The following is an 18937-nucleotide window of genomic DNA, read 5'->3' on the forward strand; positions in this document are numbered from 1 at the left end:
TCACAGCCCCCGGGCCAGCAGGTCGGCCACGATCAGCCGGCCGAAGGCGAGGTTGCCGTGGATCGGGTCGTCCGGCTCGCAGAACGCGGCCCGCTGCCGGCCCGCGCCGTCGGTGACCCGGGCCCGCAGGTCCACGATCTCCACGCCGAGCGCGACGAGCGCGCGGCGGACCGTCTCCTGGGCCGCCATGAACACCAGCGGGTCGGACATTCCCGGCACCCGCTGTGGCGGCAGCACCGCGAGGACGCGCAGCCCCAGGTCGAGGGCGTGGCGGTAGAAGGCCAGCGCGTCGCGGGCCATGGCGCGCACGATGTCGTCGAAGAGCCCGCCGGCGAGGAAGCCCGCCGGGAAGGCGCCGTCGCCCGCCCGGTAGATCCGCCAGTTCTCGGTGGTGGCGAAGAAGTGGGCGCTGAGCCCGAACGTCGAGACCAGCGGGACGGCGAGCTGCCCGACGTCGGCCACGCCCAGCTCGGCCAGGAAGCCGCGGTGGCGTTCCTGCACGGCGGCGTCCCGGAACACCAGGCCGTCGTCGCGGACGTCGAAGAAGCCGACGTTGAAGTCGCGCCCCGAGCCGACCGGCCCGCCGACGAAGGGCACCCCGGCCGCCGTGGCCGCGCGGGCGATCGGCCCGGCGTGCGAGTCGCCCAGCAACAGGAACCTAGCCGGCGCGGTAGTGGTCGAGGACGGCGTCGTCACAGTAGAGGTCACCTCCGTCGGCGGCGTCGGCGCGAGCGTCGGACGCCGTGGCGGTCGGACCCGCCGACCTGTCGCGTTCGAGGGCGTCGAAGAAGTGGCGCATGACGAAGGCGACCCCCGTCGGCGTCACGGCGCGCAGGTTCGGCGCGAAGAAGACCCCCCGGAACGGGAAACTGGTGATCAGCTCGTACGAGGGGAAGTAGTCGACGTGCTCGTGCTCCTGGGCCAGCTGGCCCGCCGCGGCCCGCAGCACCGACTTGGAGTACGTGGTGGCGGTCAACGCGTGCGCCCCGGTCGCCGTCGCGGTGAGCGGCACCGGCGACACGGTCAGCAGGACGGTCAGCCGGGGGTTGGCGGCGCGCAGCAGCGCGACGACGGCGGCGAGGTCCCGGTGCACCTCGGCCACGGTGAAGTTGTGGAAGACGTGCCGCCCGGCGTCGAAGGTGCCCCGGACGGTGCCGGGGCAGACCGGGTGGACGGTGCCGGTGACCGTGTCGCGCCAGGCCTCGGTCAGGCCGAGGGTGAAGATGAGACAGCCCGCCTCGGCGACCGCCCCCCGCATCGCCGCCAGGGTGGACCGGCGGGCGGCCAGGGTCGCCTCCGCCGAGTCGTACCCGTCGGGTTCGACCGACGGGCGGTACGGGTCGAAGAACCGGTCGCCCTCGCGCCAGACCTCGTCGGGCCCGGGGTCGTCCGTCAGCGCCCAGGTCAGCCACTGCCGCAGGGTGGCGGCGGTGTAGATGGTGCCCGTGCGGAAGGAGAACGCGCCGTAGTGGCGGGCCCGGCGCTCGGCCTCGGTCAGCCCCGGCGGGGGCAGCTCGACCTCATGCCAGTTCATCCCCTCGTCGCGCAGGGCGGGACCGAGGTGGCGGGCGAAGCAGGAACCGGCGGTGAGGACCGGATCGTCCGGGTCGAGGCCGAACTTCGGCGTCCACACCTCGCCGATGTCCCGCATCTCCGGCTCGGCCACGGCGGTGCGCCAGAACGACCGCGACGGCAACGACTGGTACGGATTCATCGCGCCGCCCTCGGGTCGCTGGCCAACTCCGCCTCGTTGATGGCCCCGGCCACCATGTCCACGTGCGGCGCCTCGACGATGCCGTAGTGGGTGGTGTCGACGAGGTGCCAGGCGAGCCCGGTCAGGTGCCCCCGCCACGTGCGGGCCTGCTCCTGGGGCGCGCCGAGCGCCGGCAGCCCGGCCGTCGGGCGGCCCGCGAGCCAGAGCCGCCCGGGCGTCCCGGCCAGCCGGGGCAGGGTGTGCTGGGCCATGCTCGCCAGGTTGGCCCGGCAGCAGCGCGCCAGCGCGTCCGCGTACGCCGTCGCCGCGGTGTTCGCGCCGGTCGCCGCCCCCAGCTCGTGGGCGAAGAGCGCGGCGAGCCGCTCCTCGTCGTACGCCTCGAAGGCCGGCGCGGCGTCCGGCGGCGGCGGGTCGAGCAGGTACAGCTCGTCCGCCGGCTGGCCGGCCGCCTCGGCCTCCGCCGCCATCCCGAGCGCCACCCAGGCGCCGAACGACCACCCGGCGAGCCGCCAGCGCCACTCGTCGCGGGGGAAGCGGTCCCGCAGCGCGGCGTGGTAGCGCGCGGCCCGCTCCGCCAGCGACCAGGCCGGCTGCCCGGGGCTCACCAGCGCGGGATCGGCGATGACGCAGACCGTGAGCTCCGGATCGAGCGCCGACACCAGCGGCCGGTACGCCTGGACGTCGCCGCCGACCGGATGGACCAGGCAGAGCACCGCACGCCCCCGGCCCGCCTGCCAGACCTCCACCGCCACGGCGGGGTCGGCGGGGTCGGCGGCGCGGACCGGCTCGCCGAGGAGCCTCAGCACCTCGGCCAGGCTCACCCGGTGGCTCAGCTGGGACAGGCCGAGGCTGACGCCGAAGCGCTCCTTGACCCGGTCGATCAGGTCCAGCAGCAGCAGCGAGTCGGCCCCCAGGTCGTAGAGGGACGCGGCCGGGTCGAGCGCGTCGACGCCCAGCCAGTCGCAGAGCCACTCGCCGACCTGCTCGGCGGCCGACCGGGGCAGTACGGCGGGTGTCGCGTCCGCCGGGCCGGCCAGTGGCGCGTAGAACTCCCGCGCCCGGTCCAGCGCGGTGGTGCAGACGAGCAGCTGCGGCAGCCGCAGCCGCAGGGCCTGCGCGAAGAGCCGGCGCCCCTCGTCCACGGAGAGGCCGACCGCCAGGTGCGCCCGGTGCCGGGCGTCGGTGGGCAGGGCGTCCCGGGCCAGGCCCACCTCGCTCCAGACGTCCCAGCCCATAGAGATCCGCAGCGTGGTGTCGGCCCCGTCCGCCCGGTGCCGGGCGAAGCCGTCCAGCAGCCCGTTGGTGGCGGCGTAGTCGAGCTGGCCGACGCCGCCGAGCTGCGCCGACATCGACGAGCAGTAGACGACGAACGACGGCCGGTGGCGCGCGACCAGCCGCTCCACGAGCAGCGCGCCGTGCGTCCTGCCGGCCGTGGCCCGCCGCATCGCGGCCGCGTCCCGCCGGCCGATCAGCCCGCCGGCCGCGATCCCCGCGGCATGGACCACCCCGTCGACCCGTCGGGTCCGGGCGTCGAGCCGGGCCAGCAGTTCGTCGGGTCCGGCCTCGGCCAGGTCGCCCTCGATGAGGTCGACGCGATCGGCCCAGCGCGCCAACCCGGCCGGCAGCGGCCCGCGCCGCGCCAGCAGGACCACCCGGCAGTCGCCCTGCTCCAGCAGCCAGGCGGCGATGCTCCGCCCGATGCCGCCGGTGCCGCCGAGGACCACGTACACGGCCGGTCCGGCCGGCAGCGCGCGCGTGGCGGGCACCGCCGGCAGCGGATGCGTGGCCGGCGCGGCCGGCGGGCGGACCGGCAGCAGCGCCTGCTCCCACCAGTAACTCCCGCGCAGCGCGAGTCGGCGGGGTGGTGTCTCCTCCGCCAGCAGCGCCGCGAGCGCCGGCGCCCAGTCGGCCGGATCGGGGCCCGGCAGGTCCACCCAGTGGCTCGCGACGTCGCCCTCCTGGGGTGCGACCTCGCAGACCCCGGCGAGCAGGCCCAGCTCCGGCCGGCGTACGTCGTCGTGCACGGGTTGCGCCTGCTGCGACAGCCACCAGGCCCGCAGCCGGGGCCGGCGGGGCAGCGCGGCGACGGCTGCCAGCAGCGCCGCCGGGGTGTCGACGCAGGCCCGGTACGAGTGGGCGAGCGCGTCCGCGCCGACCGGCCCGTCGACGGCCAGCGGCAGCGCGTGGAGCCAGTCGACACCGCCGTGCCCGGGCGCGGCCGGCGAGCCGGCGTCGGCACCGGTCAGCGCGTCGAGCAGCCGGCCCAGCGACTCGGGATCGGCCGGGTCGGCCTGGTAGCTGTCCGGTCCGAGCCGGGCGAAGCCGTCCGCGGCGGTGACGGCGACCACCCGGGCGTGGGACGCCGCGAAGGCGCGGAGCGCGGCCGGCGGCGGTGGTTCCGCGGCCATGACCACGAGCGTCTCCGGGCGGCGGGCACCGGGGTCGGCCCCCGCGTGCCGCCAGCGCACCCAGTGCGGCTGGTGCAACCACTCGGCCTCGGACAGCCGCGCCGGCCACGGCTGATCGGCCGGCGCCGCCCCGGCAGCCGCCGGCACCCCGGGCGACGCCGCCCCGGGCGACGCCACCCCGGGCGACGCCGCCCCGGCTGACGCCGCCCCGGTGGGCGGTGCCGTCCCGGTCGGCGGTGTCGCCCCGGCCGGCGGGGCGGCGCGGGCGAACTCGTGGTCGACGAGAACGAACGCCGGCGGGGGGAAGTCCCAGGGCGGCTGCGCCGGCCCGGCCGGCCACCGGACCGGCCGACCGGCCAGCCAGGCGGCGACGAGGTCGGCCGCCGGCGGCGTACCGGCCGGGCCGGTGACCGCGACGGGCGCCGCCTCGACGGGGGTGACCTCGACGGCGGTCGCGGTGCGCAGCCAGGCCACGGCGGCGGCCGCGTCGGCGCACACGGCCGCCGCCCGCCACCGGCCCGGCGTGCGGCCCGCCTGGAGGTGGCGCAGCACCCGGTGGTAGGCCTCGGGCCGGGCCGCCAGGTAGTCGGCGATGCGGTCGGCGTCGGCGCGCAGGCCGGCCGCGCTGCCGCTGGCGAGCAGCACCACCGGTACGCCGGGGACCGGCGGAGTCTCCGGGCCGGCGCCGACCTGCGCGACCGCCTCGCAGACCAGGTGGGCGTTGGTGCCGCCGATGCCGAAGCTGCTCACCGCCGCCACGCGTGGCCGGTCGACGGGCCAGGGCCGGGCCTTCGTGGGGACGTGGAACGGGGCCGGGTCGGGGCCCAGCCGTGGATTGAGGCGACGGAAGTCGACGTTCGGCGGGATCAGCCCGTGGTGCACGGCCAGCACGGCGCGGACCAGACCGACCACCCCGGCCGCCGCGCCGAGATGACCGATCTGGCTCTTCACCGAGGCAAGCGCGACGCGACCGGACTCGGCCAAGTCGAACGCCTGGCGTAGCGCCGCCACCTCCACCGGATCGCCCAGCTCCGTGCCGGTGCCGTGCGCCTCCACGTAGCCCACGTCGCCGCTGGTACGCCCGCTGCGGCGCAGCGCGGTACGGATCACCTCACGCTGGCCGGCGACCGACGGCGCGGCGTAGCCGATCTTCTCCGCGCCGTCGTTGTTGACGGCCGACCCGGTGATCACGGCGTAGACGGTGTCGCCGTCGCGCCGGGCCAGCCGCAGGGGCTTGAGCACGACCACGCCCACCCCGCTGGCGCCGACGGTGCCGCCGGCGTCGTCGCTGAACGGCCGGCAGTGCCCGTCGGGGGAGAAGATGTGCTGCGGCTGGTAGCGGTAGCCGGCCGTCAGCAGCGGGTCCACCAGCACGCCGCCGACCAGCATCACGTCGCTGTCGCCCTGGCGCAGCAGCCCGGCCGCGACGTGGACCGCCACCAGCGAGCTGGCGCAGGCCGCCTGCACGGTGAAGGCCGGACCGGTCAGCCGCAGGTGGTAGGCGACCTTCGTGGCCAGGAAGTCCTTCTCGTGGTGCAGCGCCAACTGGAATGAGTCCGGCAGCCGCGCCGGATCGGCTTCGCGCAGCATCGTCTGGAAGTACGTGTTCTCGCCGCAGCTGGCGAGCAGGCCGACCCGCTGCCCGGCGGGATCGGCGATGCCGGCGTGCGCCAACGCCTCGACGCAGCTCATCAGCAGGTGCCGCTGCTGCGGATCCATCAGCCGCGCCTCCTGGCGGCTGATGCCGAAGTGCCCCGGGTCGAAGCCGAGCACCCCGGCCAGCTGGCTGCGGGCGCCGACCAGGCCGTCGGCGGCGTCGAAGTGCTCGATGCCCCGGTCGCCGGCCTCCACCATCGCCCAGAAGGCGGCCAGGTCGGCCGCGCCGGGCAGCCGGACGGCCATCCCGACCACGGCGACCGGCTCGTCCGCCGGGCCAGCGACGGCCCCGTCCCGCGCGCCCACCGCCGCCTCCGTGGCCCGTTGCTCGGTGAGGAACCGGGCGAGGCGGCGGATGGTGACGTGCTCGAAGAGGTCGGAGATGCTCAGCGGCAGCCCCTCGGCGGCGCAGCGCAGGTGGAAGCGCATCAGGTCGAGGCTGCCCGCGCCCTGGTCGAAGAAGCGCCGGTCGGGTGCGATCGGCGTCCCGACGACCTCCTCGAAGAGCTTGGCCAGCCGGGACTCCAGGACCGACATGACCGGCGCCGGCGCGGCGGCGCCCGGCCGCAGCTCCTCGCCCGGTGCCGTCAACGCGCGGCGGCGGTCCAGCTTCCCGCTGGCGGTACGCGGCAGCTCCGGCAGCCGCCGGAACCGGTCTACCCGCACGTACCCGGGCAGGAGCCCCGCCAGGTGACCGGTCAGCTCCTCCGGCGACGGTGGATCCGCCCGCAGCTCCAGACAGGCGACCAGGTGCGGATCGTCGCGGACCACCACGGCGTTGACGACCGCCGGGTGCGCCAGCAGGGCCGCCTCCACCTGGCCCAGCTCCAGCCGGTGCCCGCTCACCTTCACCTGCTGGTCGTCGCGGCCCAGGTAGTGCAGCAGACCGTCGCGGTCGAACCGGGCCTGGTCGCCGCTGCGGAAGAACCAGCCGTCACCGGGCAGCTCGACGAAGCGGGCCCGGTCGAGCGCCGGATCGTCCAGGTAGCAGGGCGCCACCAGTTCCCCGCCGATCAGCAGCTGCCCGGGGCAGTCCGGCGGCACCACCTCGTCGGCGGAGTCCACCACCCGCAGCCACGTGTTGGCGACCGGGCGGCCGATGGCGGGGCGGGTCGGCCAGGTGGCCGGGTCGCCGTCGAGGCAGAGGCTGCTGACCACGTGGGTCTCGGTCGGGCCGTAATGGTTGAACAGGCGCGCACCGGGCAGGCCGGCGAACCAGCGGCGGATGCTGTCGGTGCAGATCAGCTGCTCGCCGGCGGTGACGACCTCCCGCAGCCGGGACGGGTACCGGCCGAGGCGGACCCCGTGCTCGGCGAGGAGTTGCAGGGCGACGTACGGCAGGAAGATCCGCTCGATGCCGGCGGCGTCGAGGTGCGCCAGCAGCGCCGGCATGTCCTGCCGCCACCCGGGCCGGGGCAGGTGCAGGGTGCCGCCACCGCAGAGCGTGCCGAAGATCTCCTGGAAGGAGACGTCGAAGGAGAGCATGGAGAACTGCAGGGTCGCCGCCGCGCCCGCCAGGCCGCCGGCCTCGCCCTGCCAGTGCAGGAGGTTGACCAGCAGGGCGTCGCCGACCTGCACACCCTTGGGCGTGCCGGTCGAGCCCGAGGTGAAGAGCGTGTAGAGCGGGCGGCCGACGTACGACGGCGCGACGGGCGTGGCCGACCGGGACAGCACCACCGGGTGCCGGGGGTGAGCGCCCTCGTCGATCACGTCGAGGGCGGGCTCGTCGCCGGGCGCCAGCAGCACGCAGAGCGGGTCGACCTGGCCCAGGACCTGGCGCAGCAGCGCAGGCGGGTAGGCCCGGTCGAGCGGCACGACGGTCAGGTTGAGCCGGGCCGCCGCGAGCAGCGCCACCACGTGTTCCACCGACGGCTCGAAGAACAGGGCGACGCAATGCCGGTCGTCGGTGGAGACCGGATGGTCCCGCAGCAGTTCGGCGGCGAGCGCCGAGGCGTACGCGTCGAGGTCGGCGTAGCTGAGGCGACGGGCGCCGGCCACCAGCGCGGTGGCGGTCGGCTCCGCCCGCACCCGCCGGGCGAAGGCCTCGGCCACGGTGGGCAAGACCGACGGGGTACGCGAACCCCGGCCGGGCTCGGGCAGGCTGCGGCGGTAGGGCCGCACCAGCTCGGCCAGCGTGCTCGGGTCGGTGCCGGTCAACGCGTCGAGGCCGCGCCGGAACAACTCGGCCGCCGCGGCCACGTCGGCGGCGTCGAAGTGCTCGTCGGCGTACTCCCAGAGGCAGTCGAAGCCGGACTCGTGCGCGACGACCGAGAGGGTGAGCGGGCACTTGGCCTCGGTCGGGGCCAGCCAGACCGGCCGGGACGCGCAGCCGGGCAGCGCCAGCGCGGAGAAGTCCGTGTTGTCGAGGACGAAGAGGAAGTCGAACAGCGGCGCGTCGGCGCCGAAGTCGTGGTCGGCGACGGCGTGCGCGAGTGCCACGTCCTGCGCGTCGAGCACCGCGCGTACGGCGTCGGCCTGTCGGCGCAGCTGCGCGCGCAGCTCCTCGGCGGGTGCCAGCGCCAGGGGCAGCAGCACCGTGTTGGCGAACATGCCGAGGCTCGCCTCGAAGTCGCGTACGGGCCGGTTCGCCACCGGGCTGGCGACGCGCGGATGGGTGCGGCCGGTCACCCCGTGCACGGCCCAGCCGAAGAGCGTCAGCAGCAGCGGGAAGCGGGTCAGTCCCAGCTCGGCGCCGAGCCGGTCGAGGGCGGCGCGGCGTTCCGGGCCGATCGTGGTGTGGAGCAGGTGGTCCCCGGTGCCGCCGTGCTCCCGGATCGGCCGCAGCGGCGCGGCGACCTCCGTCACGTCGGCGTAGTGGCCGCGCAGGGCGTGGCGTTGTGCCCGGTAGGCCGGCCGGGTGAACCACTCGGCCTGCCACCGGGCGTAGTCCAGCGGGGTCGGGGCGGGCTCGTCCTCGTCCTCGGTCGTGCCGGCCAGCGCCGCCGCGTACGCGGCCGACAGCCCGCGGAACAGGACGTCGAGCGACCAGCCGTCGACCGCGATGTGGTGCAGGTGCAGCAGGAGCACCCCGCCGCCGTCGCGGGCCAGCCAGTACGCCCGCAGCATGCGCGGCTGTCCGAGGTCGAAGGAGGCGGCGAAGAGGGCGCGGGCGCGCTCGCGCCACCCGGCCCAGTCGCCGTCGCCAACCCCGCCGCCAGCCCCGTCACCGGCCCCAGCCCAGTCGCCGTCGCCGGCCCTGTCGCCGGCCCCAGCCCAGTCGTCAGCCCTGGCCCCGGCCCCGGCTCCGTCAGCGTCGGAAGCGGACGCGGGAGTGGGAGTTGGCTCGCGCCACGGGTCGTAGGGGTCGCCGACCTCCTGGCGCAGCCCCTCCGGCGTGGCCCGGAAGGCGGTCCGTAGCGCCGGATGACGTGCCACCACCCGGCGCAGCGCGTGCCGCAGCGCGTCGACGTCGACCCGGCCGCGCAGCTCGAAGGCGAGCCCCACGTGGTAGGCGGTGGACGCCGGGGACCGTTGCTGCAACAGCCAGAGCCGCTGCTGCTCCGAGGTGGCCGGCGCGGACCGGGCGCCGGACGGGGGAGCCGGCACCGGGTACGGCGAGCCGGTCGCGGTGCGGGCCGTCGCGACCGCCGTGGCCAGCTCGGCGAGGTCGCCGCCCAGCACCACCGCCTGCGGCACCTCGGCGCCCCAGCGCCGCTGGATCTCGAAGCGCAGCCGCAGCGCCTTCAGCGAATCCCCGCCGCTGGCGATCCACCGGTCGTCCGGTCGCAGGTCGGGCACGCCCAGCACCTCGCCGGCCAGCCCGAGCACCGCCCGCTGCCACGCCGTGCCGGCCACCTCGGCGGGCTCGCCGTCGCGCCCGTCGTGTGGGTGCGGGTCGTGGCGTTCCTCGCGCCCGTCGTGTGGGTGCGGGTCGTCGCGCCCACCACGCCTAGGCGGGTCGTCGCGCCCACCACACCCAGGCGGGTCGTCGCGGCCAGCGCGCCAGGGCGGGTCGTCGCGCCGCAGCAGCGCGTCGGCGTCCACCTTGCCGTTCGCCGTCAGCGGCAGCGCCCCGACCCGGTGGACCCGGTGCGGGCGCAGGTACGGCGGCAGGGTCGCGGTCAGGTGCCGGTCGAACTCCGCGTACGACAGGTCGCCAGCCGTCACCAGGTACGCCAGCAGCTCGTTCGTGCCGTGCACCGGGTCGCGCCGGGTGCAGACGTACGCCTGCCGGACCCCCGGGTGGGCGAGGACCTGCCGCTCCACCTCGCCGGGCTCGACCCGGAAGCCCCGGACCTTGACCTGCCGGTCGACCCGGCCGACGTACTCGACGCGGCCGGCGGCGTCGGCGCGCACCAGGTCGCCGGTGCGGTAGTGGCGGCCGGCGGAGCCGTCCAGCCAGGGCAGCCGGACGAAGCGCGCGGTGGTCTCCTCGGGCAGGTTGCGGTAGCCGGCCGCCAGCGCCGCGCCGCCCAGGTACAGCTCGGCGACCTCGCCCGGCGCGGCGACACGCTCGCCGTCGACCACCAGGTGCGCGTCGGTGCCCGGCAGCACCCGGCCGATCGGGACCACCTCGGCGTCGAAGTCGCGGGGGATCGGATGGCACAGGGCGAACGTGGTCGCCTCGGTGGGCCCGTAGACGTTGTGCAGCCGGGTGCGGCTGGCGGGGTTGTCGCGGTACCAGCGGCGGATCAGCCGGGCGTTGAGCTGCTCGCCGCCGACGAGCACCTGGCCGACGTCGGCGAAGCAGTGCGGCCGTTCGTCGACCACCGCGTTGAACAGCGCCACGGTGATGAAGAGCGTGTCGATCCGCTCCCGGCGCAGCGCGGCGTCGAGCAGGTGCGGCGTCGACACCGTCTCGTCGTCGAGCACGACGCAGCAGCCGCCGGTCAGCAGCGGCACCCAGACCTCGAAGCTGATCGCGTCGAACGCCGGGTTGGCGAGGCTCGCGTAGCGGGCCGCCGGGGTCAGCGCGACGTAGCCGGGGCGGGCCAGCCGCAGGACGCCCGCGTCGCGCACCTCCACGCCCTTGGGACGGCCCGTGGTGCCCGAGGTGTAGAAGACGAACGCGACCGGCGCGGCCTCCGGCGCCAGCTCCGCGTCCCCGGCCGGCGGGGCGTCCACCGCGAGCAGGGCCTCCGCCGGCAGCGGCCGCACCCCGGCGGGCAGGTCGCCGGGCGCGTCCGGGCCGTGGACCACCGCCACGGCGCCCGAGTCGCGCAGCATGTGGTCCCGCCGGGCGGGCGGGCTCTGCCGGTCCAGCGGCACCACGGTCGCGCCGAGCCGCAGGATGCCGAGCATGACGCAGACCAGCCGCCAGCCGCGCGGCAGGTGCACCGCGACCGCCTGACCCGGGCGGGTCCCGGCCCGGCGCAGGGACCGGGCGACGGCGGCGCTGGCGGCGTCCAGGTCGGCGTAGCTGAGGCGCCGGTCGCCGTCGGCCACCGCGACCGCGTCGGGGGTACGACTGGCCTGGGCGAGCACGGCGTGGGCGAGACCGGGACCCTGGACCATCACGCCTCCCGTACGGCCGGCGTCGTCGGACGGGCGTCGGAGAGCCGGTCCACCTCGCCGCGCAGCAGCGCGGCGACCCGCAGCACCACCGCGCTCTCCAGGATGTCCCAGTGGTCGCAGTGCACCCGCTCCAGCAGGAAGTCGGCGTCGCCGCGTCGCCGCCAGAAGGCGCGTACCTCGTGCAGGAAGGCCTCGTCGCGCCCGGCGGTGGCCTGCAACAGCACCAGCCGGGCCGGCGACGCGGGGGTCGGATAGTCGCGCATGGTGGACCGGTTGTGGTTGTAGACGCGGTGGTACTGGTCGATCTGCTCGTCGTCGATGCCCGGATACATCCCGTTGAACTTGATGAGCTTGTCGCGGAACTCGGCCATGTCCACCGGCTCGATCGCGCCCCGGTGGGCCGGGTCGTCGGTGCCCAGGGTGTCCAGCAGGACCACGCTCAGCCCGGGATGCCCGGCGAGGGCCAGCCGGCGTCCCATCTCGTACGCGACCAGCCCGCCGTAGGAGAGCCCGGTCAGCACCACCGGCCCGTCCAGCAGGTGCGCGACCTGCCCCAGGTACGCCTCGGCCATCGCCTCCACCGTGGGCAGGAACTCCTCGCCCGGGTTCACCCCCGGGGACTGGATCCCGTACACGCCGAGGGACTCCGGCAGCGCCTTGGCCAGCGACAGGTAGCAGAACGCGGTGCCGCCGGCCGGGTGCACGCAGATGACCCGGCCGCCGCCGTCGCCCGCCCGGAACTCGATCAGGTTGCTCGGCGGCCGGCCCGACGCGCCCCGCCGCAGCCGGCCGCCGAGCGCCTCGATCGTCGGGTGCAGCATGATCTCGTGCACCGGCAGCGGTTCGCCGAACGCCTCGCCGATCGCGTGGGCCAGCTTGATCGCCGAGATCGAGGTGCCGCCCACGTCGAAGAACCGGTCGCCGATGCCGATCTCCGGGTGCAGCAGCAGGCGCTTCCAGATCTGGTAGAGGGTCAGCTCGATCTGGTCGCGCGGGCTGGCCAGGTTGACCTGCCAGGGCGCGTTGGTACGGGCCAGCCGCAGCACCTCGTCGCGGTCGAGCTTGCCGTTGGCGGTCAGCGGCAGCCGCGGCAGCTCCACGAAGAGCGACGGGATCATGTAGCCGGGCAACCGTCGCGACAGCGCCTCGCGCCACTCGCTGACCAGCAACGGCGCCGCCCCGCCCCGGGCGACCCCGGCGACCAGCCTCGGCTCGCCGGCGGCGTCCGAGTCGACCAGCACCGCCGCCTCGCGTACGTCCGGCCGGTCCCGCAGCGCGGCCTCGATCTCGCCCAGCTCGATGCGGAAGCCCCGGATCTTGACCTGGCCGTCGCGGCGGCCGAGGTACTCGATGTTCCCGTCGGGCAGCAGCCGGGCCAGGTCGCCGGTGCGGTAGAGCCGTTCCCCGGGCACGAACGGGTCGGGAACGAACCGCTCGGCGGTCGCCCCCGGCCGGCCCAGGTAGCCGCGGGCGACACCGGCGCCACCGATGTGGATCTCGCCGGTGACCCCGACGGGCACCGGCTCCATCAGCTCGTCGAGCAGGTGGACGCGGGTGTTGGCGATCGGCCGGCCGATCGGGCACTGCCGGGCGGACGGCTGCGGGTCGAGGTAGGCGGTGCTGTAGACGGTGGTCTCCGTCGGCCCGTACCCGTTGAGGACCCGCAGCCCGGGCAGGGCCTCCTGCATCCGGTGCAGGCCCTGCTCCGGCAGCGGTTCGACCCCGACCAGCAGTTGGCGCAGCGCCGACCCGGCCAGGCGGGCCGCCGGATCCTCGTCGATCCACCGGACGAAGGCCGGCGGCAGGTAGGCCTGCACGACGTGGTGCTCGCGCAGCCAGCCCATCAGCGCCGCCGGGTCGCCGCGCAACTTCTCCGGTACGAGGTGCAGGGCCCCGCCCGTGGTCAGCGGCAGGAATATCTCCTGCACCGAGACGTCGAAGCCGACGCTCGACCAGAGCGCCGCCGCCTCCCCCTCGGCGGCGCCGAGCCGCGACACCCAGTGGTCGAGCAGGTTCACGACGCCGCCGTGGGCGACCGCGACGCCCTTGGGGCGGCCCGTCGAGCCCGACGTGTAGATCACGTACGCCAGGTTGGCGGGGTGCACGACGACGCCGGGCGGACCGTCGTGGCGCCCCTCGGCCTCGACGGCGGCCAGGTCGTCCTCGCCGAGGACCAGGGCCGGCGCCGCGTCAGCGAGCATGCCGGCGAGCCGCTCCGGCGGCAGGGCCGGGTCCAGCGGCAGGTAGGCGGCCCCGGCCTTGAGTACGCCCAGGATGGCCACGATCAGCCCGGCCGAGCGCCGCGCGTGCAGGCCCACCACCTGGTCGCGGCGTACGCCCCGGGCGATCAGCGCGTGCGCCAGGCGGTTGGCCCGCCGCTCCAGCGTGGCGTAGTCCAGCCGCTCGTCGTCGTCGGCCACGGCGAGTGAGCCGGGGTGCCGCCGCGCCTGCGCCGCGATCCGCCGCACCACGTCCGCCGGGTCGGTGAACGGTCGCGCGGTGCGGTTCCACTCGACCAGCAGGCGGTGCCGCTCGTCCGCACCGAGCAGCCGCAGCGCGCCGACCGGGGCCGACGGATCGGCCGCCACCTGGGCGAGCAGGCGAACGAAGTGCCCGGCCAGCCGGGCGATCGTCGCGGCGTCGAAGAGGTCGGTGTTGTACTCGAAGATGACGTGCAGCTCGTCGGCGTGCTCCAGCACCTCGACCGACAGGTCGAACTTCGCCGCGCCGGTGCTGCTCGACAGGGGCCGCAGCACCAGGCCGGGCAGCTCCAGCCGGCCGCGCGGGATGTTCTGCAGCACCAGCATCACCTGGAACAGCGGCGAGTAGCTGGTGTGCCGCTCCGGGTTGAGCGCGTCCACGAGCTGCTCGAACGGCAGGTCGGGATGGGCGTACGCGTCGAGCAGGTGCCGGCGGACGTCGGCCAGCAGTGCCGCGAAGGACTGCTCCGGGTCCAGCCGGTTGCGGATCACCACCGTGTTCACGAAGTGGCCGATCAGGCCCTCCACGTCACGGTGGTTGCGGTTGGCGAACGGGGTGCCGACGCAGACGTCGTCCTGCCCGCTGTAGCGCCACATCAGCACCGACAGGGTGGCCATGAGCGTCATGAAGAGCGTCGCGTCGCCGGCCCGGCCCACCTCCCGCAGGCCCCGCAGCACCGCGGCGTCCACAGTCGTGCCGTGGGTCTCGCCCCGGTAGCGCTGCACCGCCGGGCGGGGCCGGTCGGTCGGCAGGGCCAGCAGCGCGGGCGCACCGGCCAGCGTCCGCGTCCAGTAGCCGAGCTGGCGCTCCAACTCGCCGCCGCCGAGGTGCCGGCGCTGCCACAGCGTGTAGTCCGGGTACTGCACGGGCAGCTCGGCCAGCGCGGGAGCCTCGCCCCGCGCGTACGCGGCGTAGAGGGCGGTGACCTCGCCGATCAGGATGCCGACGGACCAGCCGTCGGCCACCATGTGGTGCACGGTGAGCAGCCAGCGGTGCTCGTCGGGGGCCAGCCGCAGCAGGGCGGTGCGGAGCAGCGGGCCGGCGGCCAGGTCGAACGGCGCCCGCGCCTCAGCCTCGGCGGCCTCGTCGGCCCGGCGGGAGCGCTCCGGGCGGGGGAGCGCGGTGAGGTCCTTGACCGGCAGGGCGACCGGCCCGGCCGGCCGCACCACCTGGCAGGGCTCCTCGTCGATGAGTGCGAAGACGGTACGCAGCGCCTCGTGCCGGCGCACCACCTCGGTCAGGGCGCGGGCCAGCGCCGGCACGTCCAGGGCGCCCACGACGTCGAACGCGACCGGGTTGTTGTAGAACGGGTTGCCGGGGGAGAGCTGGTCGAGGAACCAGAGCTGCCGTTGGGCGAACGCGACCGGCACCGGCGCGTCCGGTCGCGGCCGGCGGGGGATCGTGTCCGCGTCGGCGCCGGTCAGGATCGCGACCAGCTCCTCCTTGTGCAGCTTGAGGTCGGCCAGCAGGTCGGGCGTGAGGACCTCGCGGGAGCCCGTGAGGCGCAGCCGGTCGCCGTCGACCCGCAACCCGACCGCGTGCCGGTTGAGCGTGTCGAGCAGCTCGTAGGCGTTCACAGCTCGACCGTGATCGTGTCGGTGGTGGAGGCGTCGGGCCCGGCCGGCTCCGCCCCGGGACGGCCGCCGCCGAGCAGCGCGTAGACCAGCCGGTGCGAGGGGTCCAGGTCGAACAGGGCGGGTAGCTCCGCCGTGTCCAGGGCGCCGACGCCGCACAGGCCGAGACCGTGCTCGGGGGCGGCCATCGTCAGCAGCTGGGCCATGGCGCCCGCCTCGATCGCGGTGAAGGTCGCACTCTGCTCCTGGTAGAGGGGCTCGATGGCCGCGCGCTGCGCCACCAGGAACAGCGCGAACGCGGCGGCCTCGAAGACCGGCCGGTTGACGAAGTAGTCGAAGGCGTCCGGGCTCAACTCGCGGTCGCGGTCGCGGCCGAGCGCCAGCAGCCGGTGCGCCGCCGGGTCGTGGTAGTACGCCCCGCCCGGCACCCCGTCGACGCGTCCCGCCTTGACCAGGACGTACGTCTGCACGGCGTAGGTGCCGCCGGCCGAGCCGTACTGGAACTTGGCCCGACCGTCGACCTCCCGCTGGGCGAGGGTGGCCAGCAACCCGCCGAGCGCCCCCGCCGGCAGCGGATCCGCGGCGAAGCGGCGCACCGTGCGGTAGCCGGTGTAACGCCGGTCGTACGCCGGGTCGGCCGGCGCGGTCAGCGCGACCGCCGGGGTGTCGGGCGCGAAACCGCGACGGCCCCGCCCGTCCGAGGTGAACGCGGCGCGCGCGGCCGGGTCCTCGACCACCGTGGCGGCCCGCTGCGCGGCCGCGACGACGGCCCGCTCGGCGGTGTGTTCGCGGAACATCCGCAGCAGGTCGGCGAGGGTCGGCTGGCGCATCAGCCGGGCCAGCTTCGGCCGGAAGCCCAACTCGCCGGAGAGGGCGTTCGCGATCCGGACGACGTCGATCGACGTGGCGCCGAGCATCAGCAGGTTGGCGTCGGGAGCGACGACGGGCAGGTCGAGGATCTCGGTGACGATCTCCACCAGCCGGTTCTCGGCCGGGTCGGTGAGCACCGGCGCCTCGGCGACGGTCTCCGGCGACGGCTTCGGGTCGGGGAGCTGGCCCCGGTCCACCTTGCCGTTGGCCGACAGCGGCAGCGCGTCGAGGACGGTGAACGACGACGGCACCATGTACGCCGGCAGCCGCTCCTCCAGGTACGCCACGAGGGCGGCCGGCTCGGGCGCGGGACCGTCCGGCACCACGTACGCGGCCAGCCGCTTCTCGCCCTGCGCCTGACCGAGTAGCCGCAGCGCGGCGGCGCGTACGCCCGGGTGGCCCTCCAACGCCGCCTCGATCTCACCCAGCTCGATGCGGTAGCCGTGCACCTTGACCTGGCCGTCCTCGCGACCGAGGAACTCGATCGTGCCGTCCGGGCGCAGCCGGCCCAGGTCGCCGGTGCGGTAGAGCCGCTCGCCGCTGACCGGGTGGACGACGAAGCTGGCCGCCGTCGCCGCCTCGTCGCGCCAGTAGCCCCGCGCCAGCCCGGCGCCGCTGATCCAGAGGTCGCCGGTGGCCCAGGTGGGCCGGGGGCGCAGGGCCTCGTCCAGCACGTGGACCCCCTGGTGGGCCAGCGCCCGGCCGTAGGGGATGCTGCGCCAGGCCGGATCGACCTCGTCGACCGGGTGGTGGATGGACCAGATCGACGCCTCGGTGGCGCCACCGAGGCTCTCGACCCGGATCCCGGGCAGCGCCTCGCGCAGCCGGTCGGGGAGGGTGAGCGGGATCCAGTCCCCGGAGAGCATGGCCAGCCGCAGCGACGCCGGCAGCGGGTGGCCGGCGTCGGCGTCGTCGAGCAGCATGCCGGCCAGCGCCGGCACCGAGTTCCAGACGCTGACCCGGTGGGCGTGGGCCACCTCCCGCCAGTGGGCCGGATCGCGGGCCAGTTCCGGGTCGAGCGTCACGACCGCCGCGCCGGCCGCGAGGGTGCCGAAGATGTCGAAGACGGAGAGGTCGAAGCTGAGCGCGCTGACGGCCAGGACCCGGTCGGCCGGCCCGACCGCGAAGCGGGTGTTGACGTCGAGGAGCGTGTTCACCGCACCGCGATGGTCGATCGTCACGCCCTTCGGCGTGCCGGTGGATCCGGACGTGTAGATCACGTACGCGACGTCGGTCTCCGCCAGGTCGACCGGCCGCAGCGCCGGCCCGCCCGCACCGACGGCGTCCGCGTCCACCACCAGGCGCGCGACGCCCTCGGGCAGGGCCACCCGGTCCGACCCGGTCAGGACCAGCCCCGCCCCGGCCCGCTGGAGCACCCGGGCCACCCGCTCGGCCGGCCAGTCGGGGTCGAGCGGCAGGTACGCGCCCCCGGCGTGCAGGACCGCGAGGGTGGCGACGACCTGCTTCCAGCCCCGGTCGAGCAGCACCGCGACGAGCTGGCCGGGCCCGACGCCGTGGTCCTGGAGCCGCCCGGCCAGCCGCCGCGCCTCGACGCGTACGGTGGCGTGGTCCAGCCGCCGGTCCGGGGCGAGCACGGCGGGCGCGGCGGGGGTCGCCAGCGCCTGCCGGTCGACCAGCTCGTGCAGGAGCCCACGACCGGTCGGCGGGGCCACCGCCACCGGCGGGGCGAGCGGCCCGTCCAGCGTGCCGTGCCAGGCGTCCGGCTCGGCCAGCCGCCCGAGCAGCTCCCGGTACGCCGCGAACATCTCGGCGACCAGGCCGGCGGGGAAGAGCTCGTCGATGCTGTCCCAGTTGACGTGCAGCCGCCCGCCGGCCTCCAGGACCGTGTGGTCGATCCACACCTGCGGGGTCTGGGTGATGCCGTGCAGCACCTCACCGCCGAGCGCCGCCGCGAGGCCGCTGTCGCCGACGTCGGGCGCCGCCTCGGTGAGCGTGCTGTTGAAGACGACCGGCAGGGCCGCGTGGCGGGTGCCCCGGGCGCGGGCGAGTTCGCGGTTGACCCGTACGCCGCTGACCGCCGAGTGGTCGATGTCCTGCCAGAGCTGCTCCTGCACCGCCCGGGCCCGGGTCACGAAGTCGACCCCGGCCGCCACGTCGACCTCCAGCAGCACCAGCGACGTGAAGTCGCCGATCACCGCGTTGATGCCGGGATGCAGCGGCAGCCGGTTGAACAGCGGCAGGCTCAGCGTGAACCGCGACTGGCGGCTCCACCGGGCCAGCACCTGCGCGAACGCGGTCACCAGCAGCACCGACGGGGTCACCTGGTGCCGGCCGGCGAGCGCCTTCAGCCGGCTCCAACGCTCCGCCGGCAGCACCTCGTCGTAGCGGGTGAAGCGCGGCCGTTCGACGCTCTCCGGCTGCCGTTCCAGCGGGAGCTGCGGCGCGGGGGCCAGCGTGCCGACCCGCTCCCGCCAGTAGTCGAGGGCCCGCTCGTAGCGCGGCGTGCGCCGCAGGGCCCGTTCGGCCAGGACGTAGTCGCGGAAGGTCACCGCGAGCGGCGGCAGGTCGACGTCCGGGTCGGCGTAGAGCAGCGCCAGCTCGTGTTCCAGGATCTGCCCGCTGGCCGCGTCGAGGATCAGCGCGTCGAGGCTGACGTGCAGCCGCGCCTCGCCGTCGAGCAGCGTCACCGCGAACTCGAACAGCGGCCAGCGGCCGGCGTCGAACACCTGGTGGGACATCCGCTCCCGGGTCTCGCCCAGCCGGCGGTCGGCGGTCTGCGGGTCGAGCCCGCGCAGGTCCTGCCGGGCCATCGCGTAGCG

Annotated in this window: 5 protein-coding genes (1 of these 5 cut by a window edge); all 5 read right to left on the reverse strand. The window is 75.8% G+C overall.

Features of this window, described 5'->3' with window-relative positions; genetic code table 11:
* Tightly spaced (each overlapping or abutting the next), the 5 genes in view from ABZ573_RS24780 to ABZ573_RS24800 form a layout consistent with a single transcriptional unit that may run on beyond the window.
* Nucleotides 1-696 (reverse strand): hypothetical protein, encoded by a 696-nt coding sequence (locus tag ABZ573_RS24780; RefSeq protein ID WP_192581454.1) that lies wholly within the window; start codon nucleotides 694-696, stop codon nucleotides 1-3.
* Nucleotides 659-1714 (reverse strand): GSCFA domain-containing protein, encoded by a 1056-nt coding sequence (locus ABZ573_RS24785; protein WP_151455463.1) that lies wholly within the window; start codon nucleotides 1712-1714, stop codon nucleotides 659-661. The genes ABZ573_RS24780 and ABZ573_RS24785 overlap by 38 nt, the downstream gene beginning before the upstream one ends.
* On the reverse strand, nucleotides 1711-11232 hold the full coding sequence (locus tag ABZ573_RS24790) for an amino acid adenylation domain-containing protein (RefSeq protein ID WP_358121331.1): 9522 nt from the start codon (nucleotides 11230-11232) through the stop codon (nucleotides 1711-1713). Before ABZ573_RS24790 ends, ABZ573_RS24785 begins: the two co-directional genes overlap by 4 nt.
* Nucleotides 11232-15290 (reverse strand): amino acid adenylation domain-containing protein, encoded by a 4059-nt coding sequence (locus tag ABZ573_RS24795; protein ID WP_358121333.1) that lies wholly within the window; start codon nucleotides 15288-15290, stop codon nucleotides 11232-11234. Before ABZ573_RS24795 ends, ABZ573_RS24790 begins: the two co-directional genes overlap by 1 nt.
* A protein-coding gene (locus tag ABZ573_RS24800; RefSeq protein WP_358121335.1) for an amino acid adenylation domain-containing protein crosses the window boundary here: on the reverse strand, nucleotides 15287-18937 show its end. It continues 9849 nt past the right edge of the window; the window shows 3651 of its 13500 coding nt (coding positions 9850-13500); its start codon lies beyond the right edge, outside the window; its stop codon occupies nucleotides 15287-15289. Before ABZ573_RS24800 ends, ABZ573_RS24795 begins: the two co-directional genes overlap by 4 nt.

Origin of the sequence: Micromonospora sp. NPDC007220, from assembly GCF_040634035.1 — a bacterium.
GTDB classification, from domain to species: domain Bacteria; phylum Actinomycetota; class Actinomycetes; order Mycobacteriales; family Micromonosporaceae; genus Micromonospora; species Micromonospora reichwaldensis.

Excerpts from the sequence above, each read along its gene's own strand:
- ABZ573_RS24790 (WP_358121331.1), bottom strand. The coding sequence starts at position 11,232 with ATGGTCCAGGGTCCCGGTCTCGCCCACGCCGTGCTCGCCCAGGCCAGT.
- ABZ573_RS24785 (WP_151455463.1), bottom strand. The coding sequence starts at position 1,714 with ATGAATCCGTACCAGTCGTTGCCGTCGCGGTCGTTCTGGCGCACCGCC.